Annotated in this window: 12 protein-coding genes; 5 read left to right on the top strand and 7 right to left on the bottom strand. The window is 47.1% G+C overall.

Annotation, left to right across the window (positions count from 1 at the left end; all coding sequences use genetic code 11):
• The first annotated feature begins 42 nt into the window (after positions 1-42).
• Both SD450_RS07925 and SD450_RS07930 read left to right on the top strand, forming a co-directional pair.
• Positions 43-1,554 carry a GH3 auxin-responsive promoter family protein gene (locus SD450_RS07925; protein WP_318344048.1) on the top strand — a complete coding sequence of 504 codons (1,512 nt, stop codon included), beginning with the start codon at positions 43-45 and terminating at the stop codon, positions 1,552-1,554.
• A 172-nt stretch (positions 1,555-1,726) separates the two neighbouring features.
• A complete protein-coding gene (locus SD450_RS07930; protein WP_318344049.1) occupies positions 1,727-2,278 on the top strand; it encodes an alpha/beta fold hydrolase in 552 nt (183 codons plus the stop codon).
• Between the two features lie 12 nt (positions 2,279-2,290).
• Here the strand turns inward: SD450_RS07930 and clpX are convergent, their stop codons facing one another.
• The 7 genes from clpX to SD450_RS07965 all read right to left on the bottom strand — a co-directional run bounded on the left by clpX (position 2,291) and on the right by SD450_RS07965 (position 9,370).
• On the bottom strand, positions 2,291-3,526 hold the full coding sequence (gene clpX / locus SD450_RS07935; protein ID WP_318344050.1) for an ATP-dependent Clp protease ATP-binding subunit ClpX: 1,236 nt from the start codon (positions 3,524-3,526) through the stop codon (positions 2,291-2,293).
• A gap of 91 nt (positions 3,527-3,617) precedes the next feature.
• Positions 3,618-4,298 (bottom strand): ATP-dependent Clp endopeptidase proteolytic subunit ClpP, encoded by a 681-nt coding sequence (clpP, locus tag SD450_RS07940; protein ID WP_318344051.1) that lies wholly within the window; start codon positions 4,296-4,298, stop codon positions 3,618-3,620.
• Between the two features lie 90 nt (positions 4,299-4,388).
• A complete protein-coding gene (gene tig, locus SD450_RS07945) occupies positions 4,389-5,711 on the bottom strand; it encodes a trigger factor (protein ID WP_318344052.1) in 1,323 nt (440 codons plus the stop codon).
• Between the two features lie 99 nt (positions 5,712-5,810).
• Positions 5,811-6,155 carry a phage holin family protein gene (locus SD450_RS07950; protein ID WP_318344053.1) on the bottom strand — a complete coding sequence of 115 codons (345 nt, stop codon included), beginning with the start codon at positions 6,153-6,155 and terminating at the stop codon, positions 5,811-5,813.
• An 80-nt stretch (positions 6,156-6,235) separates the two neighbouring features.
• Positions 6,236-7,759, bottom strand: coding sequence for an SGNH/GDSL hydrolase family protein (locus SD450_RS07955; protein WP_318344054.1), 1,524 nt, complete (start codon positions 7,757-7,759; stop codon positions 6,236-6,238).
• Between the two features lie 124 nt (positions 7,760-7,883).
• On the bottom strand, positions 7,884-8,654 hold the full coding sequence (locus SD450_RS07960) for an alpha/beta fold hydrolase (protein WP_318344055.1): 771 nt from the start codon (positions 8,652-8,654) through the stop codon (positions 7,884-7,886).
• Positions 8,654-9,370 carry a pyridoxine 5'-phosphate synthase gene (locus SD450_RS07965; RefSeq protein WP_318344056.1) on the bottom strand — a complete coding sequence of 239 codons (717 nt, stop codon included), beginning with the start codon at positions 9,368-9,370 and terminating at the stop codon, positions 8,654-8,656. Before SD450_RS07965 ends, SD450_RS07960 begins: the two co-directional genes overlap by 1 nt.
• An 86-nt stretch (positions 9,371-9,456) precedes the next feature.
• On the opposite strand from SD450_RS07965, the gene SD450_RS07970 reads away from it, so the two are divergent.
• The 3 genes from SD450_RS07970 to porG all read left to right on the top strand — a co-directional run bounded on the left by SD450_RS07970 (position 9,457) and on the right by porG (position 11,792).
• Positions 9,457-10,113 (top strand): CBS domain-containing protein, encoded by a 657-nt coding sequence (locus SD450_RS07970; protein ID WP_318344057.1) that lies wholly within the window; start codon positions 9,457-9,459, stop codon positions 10,111-10,113.
• A 1-nt stretch (position 10,114) separates the two neighbouring features.
• The gene (locus SD450_RS07975; RefSeq protein WP_318344058.1) at positions 10,115-10,996 is read left to right on the top strand and encodes an NAD kinase; all 882 of its coding nucleotides are present in this window, start codon (positions 10,115-10,117) and stop codon (positions 10,994-10,996) included.
• Between the two features lie 112 nt (positions 10,997-11,108).
• Positions 11,109-11,792 (top strand): type IX secretion system protein PorG, encoded by a 684-nt coding sequence (porG, locus tag SD450_RS07980; RefSeq protein WP_318344059.1) that lies wholly within the window; start codon positions 11,109-11,111, stop codon positions 11,790-11,792.
• Positions 11,793-11,794: the final 2 nt, after the last annotated feature.

Consider the following 11,794-nt stretch of genomic DNA (forward strand, 5'->3'; position numbering starts at 1 on the left):
GCAATTGCACCCAACTAAATTATTTGGTTAAATATACCCAAAATGCCAATACCATTATTCAACTCCATAGCTTCTTGGTTATTGAAAAAGCGTTATCACCAGATAGAGCTTTTTTTAAAGTACCCCTTGGACGTCCAAGATGAGGTATTGAGACAGTTGATGGATTTTTCCCAGGACACCATGATAGGGAAGGAGTATGGGTTCAGGGATTTGCCCAAATATGAGGAGTTTAGCAGCAGGGTGCCCTTGGTGAGCTATGAGGATGTGGCGCCATTGATAGAACGTACACGAAAAGGGGAGCAGAACCTCTTCTGGCCCACCACCATCAAATGGTTCGCCAAGAGCAGTGGCACCACCAATGCCAAGAGCAAGTTCATCCCAGTGAGCAACGAGGCCTTGGAAGATTGTCATTACAAGTCCAGCAAGGACCTTTTGTGCCTTTACCTGAACAACAATGAGAATTCCCAACTGTTCACGGGAAAGAGCCTCAGGTTGGGCGGGAGCAAGGAACTCTATGAGGACAATGGGACCTTTTTCGGGGACCTGTCCGCCATTTTGATAGACAATATGCCCCTTTGGGCAGAATACAGCAGCACGCCCAGCAACAAGGTCTCCCTGATGAGCGAGTGGGAATCCAAACTGGAGGCGATTATCGAAGAGAGTATCCGGGAGAACGTTACCAGTTTGGCAGGCGTTCCCTCGTGGATGTTGGTATTGCTCAACCAGGTGTTGGAGAAAACGGGCAAAAACCATTTGTTTGAGATTTGGGAAAATCTGGAAGTCTATTTTCATGGTGGGGTGAGCTTCACTCCCTATCGCAACCAATATAAAAAATTGTTGCCCCGTAAGAGCTTCAATTACTATGAGACCTACAATGCCTCCGAAGGATTTTTCGGCATCCAGGACCAGAACAATTCGGATGATCTGTTGTTGATGTTGGACTATGGCATTTTCTATGAGTTCATCCCGATGGGGCCCGATGGTGATGGAAAGGCCATCCCTTTGTGGGAAGTGCAGTTGGGGGTAAACTACGCCATGGTAATCACCACCAATGCAGGACTTTGGCGGTACAAGATCGGGGACACGGTACGGTTTACCAGCAAGAATCCCTACCGCATCAGGATTACGGGGCGTACCAAACACCACATCAATGTTTTTGGAGAGGAATTGATTATAGAAAACGCCGAAGAAGCCTTGCGGCAAATCTGCCAAACCACCGATTCCGAGATCATGGACTACACTGCTGCCCCCATATTCATGACCGATAAGGAAAAGGGGGCCCATGAATGGATCATTGAATTCAGGAAACCACCACAGGATGTCTCCCATTTTATTGAGTCCTTGGACAATGCACTCAAATCGCTGAACTCGGATTATGAAGCGAAGCGGTACAATAACATCACCCTCAAAATGCCCAAAGTACACGTGGCACGCAAGAACCTATTCCACGATTGGCTGAAATCCAAGAACAAACTGGGGGGGCAGCACAAGATCCCTAGGCTCTCCAATGAAAGGTGTTACATAGAGGAGCTGCTTCAAATGAACATGAAATAAGGAGGTTGTTTTATAGTACGGGGAAGGGTGCAGTGAATTTACGAAAACGTTTTCGTAGATTTGGACCCTTTATCGTGGAAACGAATCTTTTGAACAAATAAAAGCGGAGTTTTTCCGTTTATTGATGAAATTTCCCCCATCAAACATTTGATAAACACTAAACCATTGAATAATGACAGAAAAATTGGTAGTCATCTCCGACATGTGGGGCGCTAAAAAAGGACTTTGGATAGCCTCTTATTTTGGATACCTCCAGCAGTATTATGACATCGTGTTCCACGATTGCCAACAACTAGGGGGCATTGATGTGCCGCTTGGCACGGAAGAGAACATCCACAAGGCCTTTGTTGAAGGTGGGATTGACACAGCAGTAGCCCAATTGCTCAAAAAAGAAACAAACCCTGCACATTACTTGGCCTTCAGCACTGGAGGGACCATTGCCTATAAAGCCGCACTTCAAGGATTGCCCATGAAATCCCTTACTTCCTTATCGGCTACACGGATCAGGTTGGAAAGCCAAAGGCCAAACGTGCCACTGAACTTGATCTATGGGGCACATGACGAGTTTATGCCCAGCCAAAAATGGGCACAGGAAATAGGGGTGGACCTCACTGTGGTTCCCCATTTTGGGCATAGCCTTTACACTGATGAAAAAATCATTTCAGAAGTATGCCTAGGGCTTTTGGAGCAAGTGACACAAGTGGTTACCAAGAAAGCGGTTTAGACCCTAAAGGGTCTAGGATACCACTTTCAGTTTTTTGATGGTCTCGTAGGAGAGCATTTTCTCGGCGTAGGCCTTGGTGACCTTGAATTCGGTTTCGTCACTGCTTGGCAGGGTGAACATGGCATCGGTGAAAACGGCCTCGCAGAGCGAACGCAGTCCACGGGCTCCCAATTTGTACTCCACCGCCTTTTCTACAATATAGTCAAGTGCTTGTTCCGTGATGGTGAACGAAATACCATCCATGGCGAACAGCTTTTCGTATTGTTTGATGATGGCATTCCTTGGCTCGGTCAAAATGGCGCGCAAAGTTACGGCATCCAAAGGATTCATGTGGGTGAGCACAGGTAGCCTACCGATGATTTCAGGGATGAGCCCAAATTCCTTCAGGTCTTTTGGGATGATGTATTGCAGGATGTTCTCACTGTCCAGTTTGTCCTCCGCTTTGGAAGCGCTGTAGCCAACGGCCTGCATGTTCAAGCGTTTGGTGATGATACGTTCGATACCGTCAAATGCACCGCCCGCCACAAAAAGGATGTTCTCGGTGTTCACCTCGATGAACTTTTGGTCGGGGTGCTTGCGCCCACCTTTGGGCGGAACGTTCACAACGGTACCTTCCAAAAGTTTCAACAGTCCTTGCTGCACACCTTCCCCGGAAACATCACGGGTTATGGAAGGATTGTCACTTTTTCGGGCAATCTTGTCAATCTCATCGATGAAAACAATGCCCCTTTCCGCTTTCTCCAGATTGTAATCCGCCGCTTGCAACAAACGGGTGAGTATGCTTTCCACATCCTCACCCACATAACCGGCCTCCGTGAGCACGGTGGCATCCACAATGGCCAAAGGCACGTTCAGCATGCGGGCTATGGTCTTGGCGATAAGGGTTTTTCCGGTCCCGGTCTGCCCCACCATGATGATGTTGCTCTTCTGGATCTCTACCTCATTGTCCTTGCCCTTGGGCTGTAAAAGCCTTTTATAGTGGTTGTACACGGCAACCGACATCACTCTCTTCGTTCTTTCCTGGCCAATGACAAAAGTGTCCAGGAAATCGTGGATTTCCATGGGCTTTTTCAGGACCAGTTCGGAAGAGAGGTCTTGGTTCTTGGATTGTTTGGATTCTTCAGCGACTATGCTGTGGGCCTGTTCGATGCATCTATCGCAGATGTGCGCATCAAGCCCGGCGATCAATAAATTGGTTTCCGGTTTTTTCCTACCACAAAAAGAACATTCCAGATTTTCCTTTGCCATACTTCATCAATATTCTGCATTCAACCTACAATAACGTAAAAAAAATGGTTTTGGTTTGCGCTAAGTGGTTGTTTTTTAATAATCTAATTTATTAGGATTTGTCCCGTGCCAAAATTTCGTCGATCATTCCATATGCCTTGGCTTCATCGGCCTTCATCCAGTAATCGCGGTCACTGTCATCATACACCTTGTCAAAAGGTTGACCGGAATGCTTGGCGATGATCTGGTACAGTTCGTCCTTGATCTTCAACACTTCCTTGGCTGCAATTTCAATATCGCTTGCCTGTCCCTGTGCTCCTGACAGTGGCTGATGGATCATTACCCTGGAGTGGGTAAGCCCGCTTCGCTTGCCTTCCTGTCCGGCGCAAAGCAGCACAGCGGCCATGGATGCGGCAATACCGGTACAAATGGTGGCCACATCGGGTTTGATGAACTGCATGGTGTCATAAATACCCAATCCGGCGTACACACTACCGCCCGGAGAGTTGATATATATTTGGATGTCCTTGGAGGCATCCGCGCTTTCCAAGAACAGCAATTGTGCCTGTACAATGTTGGCTACCTGATCGTTGATCCCTGTGCCCAAAAAGATGATGCGGTCCATCATCAATCGGGAGAAAACATCCATGGCAATGGCGTTCAACTGCCTTTCCTCGATGATGTTCGGGGTCATGTTCATGGGGTACATGCTGCTCATGATCTGGTCGTAGTGCATGCTGTTCATGCCATGGTGCTGGGTGGCGTATTTTTTGAATTCTTTTCCGTAATCCATAGGATTTCTTTCGATTTATCTTAAAAAAAAGGTGCCGAAAAAGTTGCTTTTCGGCACCGTAAAGATACTTATTTTTCTTTTAGCGATAGCCTAGCTATATGCTTCCTTGATAAAGTCGTCGTAAGAGACTTCCTTTACCTTGAGGTTGGCCTTTTCTTTGTAAAGGTCCAATAGTTTTTGGCTCATCAACTGCTCCGAAAGCCTTCTGACCTCGTCTTGGTTGCCCAATACCCTGGCGGCAATGCCTTCCAGTTCCTCGTCCTTGGGGTCCAAGTGGCCATATTGCGCCATTTGTGACTTGATGAAGCCTTTGGCAAATTCCTTGAGTTCATCAAACTGTACCTGAAGGTTGTTCTCCTGAATGATCTTGCCTTCAATAAGCTGATAACGAAGTCCTTTTTCGGATCTTTCAAACTCTTCTTTGGCCTCATCTTCGGAAAGTGGTTTTTCGCCGCTGATCTGGATCCACTTTCTCAAGAACTCGGCAGGAAGTTCAAACTTCGTCTCGTCGATCAGTTTTTCAGTGATGTCGTTCAACAACTTCTGGTCGGACTGTTGCTCAAATTGCTTTTCAGAATCTTCCTTGATGCGATCCTTCAACTCCTTTTCAGAGGTTACCTTGTCCTTTCCGAACAATTTATCGAACAGGTCTTGGTCCAAAGCAGCGGGTTCGCGCTCATTGATCTCTTCGATGGTGAAGGTGACGTTGGTGTCCAATTTGTCCGCTTTGTCACGGTTGATGCCCAAGGCACTGGACAAAAGATAGTCTTCCTTGAAAAGTCCTTTGGTGGAAAGGGTCACGGTTTCGCCCACTTTCTTTCCGGTAAGGGCTTCCAAGGCTTTTTTGCCCTTGATCTTGTCTATTTCGATGGTGGTCTTGTGGTCAATGTCCTCGGCCTCATTGGTAAAAGTGCCGGTAACCTCGTCCTTCTTGCCCACTTCGTTTTTGGAAACAAGTTTTCCATATTGTTTCTGGATACGCTCCACTTGCTCGTCGATCATTTTCTTGTCGGCGACAATTTTGTATTGGGTCACCGCCTTTTTGGTCTTGAGTTGTACGTCGAAACTGGGGGCCAGTCCAAGTTCAAACTCAAAATCGAGATGGTCCTTGTCCCAATCAAAGTTTTCCTGTTGCTTGGGCAGAGGATTGCCCAATACATCCAATTTTTCCTCGGTAAGGTATTTGTTCAAGTTGTCTTGGAGCAGTTTGTTCACTTCATCCACCAAAACGGCCTTGCCATATTGCTTTTTGATCAGTCCCATGGGAACCTGACCTTTTCTGAAACCAGGGATATTGGCCTGTTTTCTGTAATCCTTTAGGATTTTTTCTACCTTGTCCTGATAGTCTTCCTTGCTTATGGCGACTTTTACAACTGCATTAAGATCGTCAATCTGCTCTTTAGTAATATTCATCTCCTACCTAATTTGCTATTCAAAAATGGGTGGCAAAAGTAATGCATTTTTGATTTGGTAGCAACTTTTTAAACGCTTGAATGTCAAACAAAATCAATTCTATTGGTCCTCTTTCAAAATGGAGTGCAAAATGGCCTGTAAAAAAGCCAACAATAAACTGAAGATGATGGCCCACCAAAAGTTTACCACCTGAAACCCGTCTATCAGCTTTGCTGCAAGGAGTATGATGATGGCATTGATAACCAGAAGGAAAAGTCCGAGGGTGAGCACGGTGATGGGAAGTGTGAGGATAACCAATATGGGCTTGACCAAAAAATTCAGGATGCTCAGGACCACGGCGACAATGATGGCAGTGAACATCGAGTCCACACCCACACCGGGCAGGATATAGGAAAGGATCACAACGGCCAAGGCGTTCAGTAAAAGTCTCAAAATAAGTTTCATAGGGTTGTTTTAGATTTTTGTGATACTAAAAAAGGCACCGCTTCTGACGGTGCCTTTAAGATAGTGAAATAAAATGTTGTTTAGTTAATATATAGTCCAGTATAATCCAAAGGATTTACACCGGGCAAATTTGATCCGTATTTGGTGTTGATGGCCGCAATGAAGGCATTGGCCAAAATGGCGTAGCCCCTTGGGGTCGGGTGGACACCGTCCAGTGAGAACCCTCCACCAGTGGCAAAGGCCGCAGTTACAGTGCTGCCGTCCGCCAATTGAACACCGTTTGTTTTGATATTGGTCATCAAAGCGTTCGCATCTACAAAGGCCAGATCGTATGAAGTGGCCAAAGCGGAAAGGGTCTGGTTGTACGCATCTGTCGCGTCCTTGACCATTTTTTGCTCTTCAGGGGTCAAAACCCATTTGTCGGCCAAAGGAACCGCTACCCCATTAATGGACGTGGGGTTGTTGGGATCGGCCAGGGTGCCGATGAACGTTCTTGAGGTGAGCACCATAAGGTCTTCCTCGGTAGCTTGCCTCATATTGATCAATGCTGGGTTGAAACCGGTCAAATCAGTAAGGTCCTCATCAATGATGACCACAGCATTGCCTTCACCTGCGGAAAAAGTAATGGTTCTTTTTTCCAACTCATCTTCTGTTATGATGTCCAAGGACTGCAATTGCTGAAGGCCTGCGTTGTAAGCCCCATAAGCGGCCTCGCTGTTCAAAAATGCTGCCGTGTTCGCATCCAAAGGGATGGGATTGTGTGGTACTGTAGTGAAATAGGGAATGTCGGTAACGTAGGGGATGTTGGCAATGGCACCTTTGGCCCCGTTTGCGGTCATCGTCATTAAAATTCCATTCATGACGTTAGCATATACGTTGGGGTCGGTGATATCATCGCGGGAGTAGGTGCTTGGATCCAGATTTCCTGTTTGATCTTCTCCTGCACCTCCGCCAACGGCAAAAAGAACCACATCGTTGGTACCTGTCCATAAGGTAAAGAAAGTGGGATTCTGTGCAGCTGCATCACCAATAACAGTAGCTGATTCTGAGGAGGAGAACCGCACAAAATAGGGATTGGCCACTCCTATGGCCAAACCGGCCAAGCTACCATAGCCCGGTGCCAACAGCTCATAACTTTTGGCTCCCGGAACACCCATATTGTTGAAAGGGCCTGAAAGCTTATTGGTGATTTCGGTACTTCCTTGTCCGGCCACGGGGACGGGGGCGGGTCCAGCGGCAAAGCTCAGTATCAATCGGTTACCTATGTCGGGAGAGCCGTCCATGTTCAGGTCGGTTTCTCCGTTTATGGTCGCGCCGCCCAAATTGTCCGCCATATAAGGTATCTTGAATTCACCTCCGCCGACAAGGGCAAAATTGGCAGCCAACATGTTGGGCATGGAAGCCTCTTGTCCATCAATAAAGAGTGCATTGTCCGAGAAACCGGCGGTCAAGGAATTGCCTACGGCAACATACTTGGAAAAATCTGCTGCTCCTGCGGTGTATTCCACAGGGTCTGGGCCTGGTGGGTTGGTCGGGGTAGTATCATCCTCACATGCAATTAAGAATAGGCCTAAAAAGGGGAGTAAGGCATAAAACTTTTTCATATCGAATAATCTGTTAGAGTTAGTTCCTGATAAAACCAGAATTAACCAAAGCTATATCAAAATTGTTATACAGACAATTAAATGGATGAAAAAATTATGCATGCATAATAAAAAGGGTAAAATTTTAGGAATTTAGAAAATGGAGGCTCTTTTCAAAAAAATGTTGGGGATTCTCAGCGTGGAGCCAGTGTCCCGCATTGTCCACGGTCTCAATATGGGCGTTGGGGAAATGTTTTTTGATCTCGGGAAGATCGGTGGGTTGTATGTATTCGGAACGGTCGCCCCTGAGAAATAGGGTAGGGCCTTCGTAAAGGGCCGTGGGGCTGATATTGTCCCCGATTTCTTCCATTTTGTTCCTGAGCACCTCAAAATTGAAGCGGAACCCCAACTTTCCCTGCTCCACCCAATACAGGTTTTTCAAGAGGAACTGCCTCACACCAAAATTCCTGATGCTTTTGGAGAGGATCTCATCGGCCTCGGTACGACTGGATATTTGGTCAAAATCCAATGTGGACAGCCCATTGACGATATCTTGGTGATGCGGAGGGTAGAATTTGGGCGCTATGTCCGCCACAATGAGTTTGGAGACCAATTCGGGGTGGGAGGTGGCCAACTGCATTGCGGTTTTGCCGCCCATGGAGTGCCCCATCACAATGGCCGGACCCATGTTGTGGTGTGCCATGTAATCCTGTACGTCCTTGGCGAGCAACTCATATTCAAAATCAGGCGAATGGAAACTTTTGCCGTGATTGCGCTGGTCCAGCAAATGCACTTCGTACCCATTCTCGGCATATTGGGTGCCGAGGGTCTTCCAGTTGTCGGACATGCCCAAAAAACCATGTAGGATCACAAACGGTTTGCCTTCTCCCAGTATTTTTGAATGTAGTAGTTCCATTATTTCAGTCGGTGTAGATACATGTTCACCACATTTTCCAGTCCCATATGGATGGATTCGCAGATCAGGGCGTGCCCAATGGAGACTTCCAAAAGGTGGGGGATGTGTTCCTTGAAAAATTTGATATTGTCCAGATTGAGGTCGTGCCCGGCATTGATGCCCAATCCGAGTTCATGCGCCATTTTCGCCGCTTCGGCAAAAGGGGCAATGCTCTTTTCTTTTTGGCCTTCGGCAAACTGATGGGCAAAACTCTCGGTATAGAGTTCTATTCGGTCCGTGCCCGTTTTGGCGGCTCCCTTCACCATCTCCACATCAGGGTCCACAAAAATGGAGGTCCGGATGCCATTTTCCTTGAATGTTTTAATGACGTCCACCAAAAAATCCTTGTGTTTTAGGGTGTCCCATCCGGCATTGGAAGTGATGGCATCTTCCGCATCAGGAACCAGTGTGACCTGGGTGGGCTTCACTTCCAGCACCAAATCGATGAACTTGGGCACTGGGTTGCCTTCTATATTGAATTCGGTGGTAACGATTTTCTTGAGGTCCCTGGCATCTTGGTAGCGGATGTGTCGCTCATCCGGTCTGGGGTGGATGGTAATTCCCTGGGCGCCAAACGACTCAATGTCCTTGGCCGATGTGATCAGGTTGGGGACATTGCCGCCGCGGGAATTCCGTAAAGTTGCCAGTTTGTTGATGTTGACACTCAACTTTGTCATAAACTTCTTTTTTAGAGAGGCAAAAATAAGGATTAGGCACGCCTTTTGCCATTTTAAATTAGTATTTTGCACCTAATAGAACTGTCATGCACATACAAGACCAAATTGTGACCAACGTTCCCATTTTTGAGGTTTCGGAAACCTTGAAGGATGTCATCAAGTTTTTTGAGGAGACCACTTTTTCGCATGTGGCCGTCACTGAAAATGGGATTTATTTGGGGCTGTTGTCCGAAAACGACCTCGCCTGTTTTGAACCTGAAAAGAAAATTGAGGATTTCAGGTATGAAGTGGAAGGATTCTTCGTGACCAAGGAAACGGCTTGGCTGGATGTACTGGAAATGTTCTCCAGGAACGAGTCCAACATTTTGCCCGTTTTGGATGAGAACCAGGTCATTCTGGGCTATTATCGGCTTGAGGACATTGTCAGTGTTTTCATCGACACCCCATTTTTTAGGGAGCCCGGAGCCATCCTTGTGGTTTCCACGGGAATCAAGGACTATTCCTTCAGTGAGATTGCCCAGATCGTGGAAAGCAACAATGCCCGGTTGTTGGGCGCCTTCATCACGGATTCCGAGAACGATGTGGTGCAGATCACCCTCAAGATCGGCACACAGAGCCTCAATGAGGTGACACAGACCTTTAGGCGATACAACTACAGCATCATTTTTGGAAACAGCGACGATCAATTTATGGAAGATCTCAAACAGCGATCGGACTATCTTGAAAAATATCTTAACGTTTAGCATGAAGGTAGCCATCTACGGTCAAACTTTTCTGGAAGAAGACAAACAATGTGTGGAGGAACTGCTGGAAGAGCTGGAGAAGCTGAATGCCAGTATTTTTGTGGAAGAAAAATTCAACCGATTGATTTCCAGTTCCACCAATGGGCATATTGAAGGCACTTTTTCCCAATCCAAAGGATTGGATTCCACTTTTGACATGTTCGTGAGTTTTGGCGGGGACGGTACCATGCTTCGGGCCGTTACCTATATTAAGGACCTGGGCATTCCCATTGTTGGGGTGAACACGGGCAGGTTGGGCTTTTTGTCCACCTTCAAAAAGGAAAACGTGCGCAAACTGGTCACGGAATTTGTGGCGGGTCACTATACCATTGAAGAGCGTGCCTTGGTAGAGGTGGAACTGAATTCCGACCTGGATGAGTTCAACGGGCTCAACTTTGCACTGAACGAAGTCACCGTTAGCCGAAAGGACACCACATCCATGATCACTGTGGAAACCTACCTGAACGATGAATACTTGACCTCATATTGGGCAGACGGCCTGATCGTCTCCACGCCCACAGGATCTACGGGCTACTCCCTGAGCTGCGGCGGACCGGTGATCGCGCCGACGGCAAAGTCCTTGGTGCTCACCCCGATCGCCCCGCACAACCTGAATGCTAGGCCCTTGGTCATTTCGGATGATACCCAGATCAGGCTCAAGGTCTCCGGAAGGGAAAAGACCCATTTGGTGTCCTTGGATTCCAGGATAGCCGACATTCCGAACGGCAAGGAAATCAAGATCAGAAAATCGGACGTTGTCATAAAAATGATCGAATACAAATCGGAGAGCTTTCTGAAAACATTGCGCAACAAATTGCTTTGGGGGGAAGATAGACGCAATTGAACCCATCAAAAACAATAAAAGGAGCGAAAAGCTGTTTAACAAAGGAGAACAATGCAAACATCGTACTTATTGACCTTCCTTTACTCTTAACACGTGAAATTTTTTGGATAGTATGCGGATAGTTTTGGCTGTTTTTCTATGCTGTGTGGTCAAGCTCAGTGCCCAGACCTATGAGGTGGGGGTGTTTGCCGGTGGTGCCAATATGGTGGGCGATGTGGGGAGGACAAACTATATATTGCCTTCCGGTCCGGCCTTTGGCGGAATCTTCAAATGGAACAAGAGTAAAAGATATGCATGGCGCGCCAGTGTCATCTATGGTGACTTTACGGCAGACGACACAAAATCCAGCATGGAATCCAGACAGGAACGCGCCTATATCGTGGACAATTCCGTTCTGGAAGCCTCCTTGGGGCTGGAGATCAACTTTGTGGAATATAATCTGCACAAGCTCGGACCGGCCTTTACACCATACCTTTACACGGGTTTGACCTACTTCAGATACGATTTTAATTATATTGATGCCCTTCAAGTGCAGGATATTAACCAAAAAGAAGGTAGTTTTGCAATTCCAATGACGGTTGGGGCAAAGTATCGGTTAAATCAATTCCTGATCCTCGGCGCCGAAATTGGGGCCAGGTACACGTTTACGGACAATTTGGACGCAAGCAATCCCGAAGGTTCCAATTATGAGCAGTTCCGGTTCGGGAACATATTGAGCGATGACTGGTATGTCTTTACAGGGTTTACGTTGACGTACACCTTTGGACGCAAGCCCTGCCAGGATTGTTTTCAATAAGA

This window comes from Flagellimonas baculiformis, from assembly GCF_033441575.1.
Lineage (GTDB): Bacteria > Bacteroidota > Bacteroidia > Flavobacteriales > Flavobacteriaceae > Flagellimonas > Flagellimonas baculiformis.

Excerpts from the sequence above, each read along its gene's own strand:
- SD450_RS07960 (WP_318344055.1), bottom strand. The coding sequence starts at position 8,654 with ATGGAACTACTACATTCAAAAATACTGGGAGAAGGCAAACCGTTTGTG.
- clpP (WP_318344051.1), bottom strand. The coding sequence starts at position 4,298 with ATGGATTACGGAAAAGAATTCAAAAAATACGCCACCCAGCACCATGGC.
- SD450_RS07950 (WP_318344053.1), bottom strand. The coding sequence starts at position 6,155 with ATGAAACTTATTTTGAGACTTTTACTGAACGCCTTGGCCGTTGTGATC.
- tig (WP_318344052.1), bottom strand. The coding sequence starts at position 5,711 with ATGAATATTACTAAAGAGCAGATTGACGATCTTAATGCAGTTGTAAAA.
- SD450_RS07955 (WP_318344054.1), bottom strand. The coding sequence starts at position 7,759 with ATGAAAAAGTTTTATGCCTTACTCCCCTTTTTAGGCCTATTCTTAATT.
- SD450_RS07930 (WP_318344049.1), top strand. The coding sequence starts at position 1,727 with ATGACAGAAAAATTGGTAGTCATCTCCGACATGTGGGGCGCTAAAAAA.
- SD450_RS07970 (WP_318344057.1), top strand. The coding sequence starts at position 9,457 with ATGCACATACAAGACCAAATTGTGACCAACGTTCCCATTTTTGAGGTT.
- SD450_RS07925 (WP_318344048.1), top strand. The coding sequence starts at position 43 with ATGCCAATACCATTATTCAACTCCATAGCTTCTTGGTTATTGAAAAAG.
- porG (WP_318344059.1), top strand. The coding sequence starts at position 11,109 with ATGCGGATAGTTTTGGCTGTTTTTCTATGCTGTGTGGTCAAGCTCAGT.
- SD450_RS07975 (WP_318344058.1), top strand. The coding sequence starts at position 10,115 with ATGAAGGTAGCCATCTACGGTCAAACTTTTCTGGAAGAAGACAAACAA.
- clpX (WP_318344050.1), bottom strand. The coding sequence starts at position 3,526 with ATGGCAAAGGAAAATCTGGAATGTTCTTTTTGTGGTAGGAAAAAACCG.
- SD450_RS07965 (WP_318344056.1), bottom strand. The coding sequence starts at position 9,370 with ATGACAAAGTTGAGTGTCAACATCAACAAACTGGCAACTTTACGGAAT.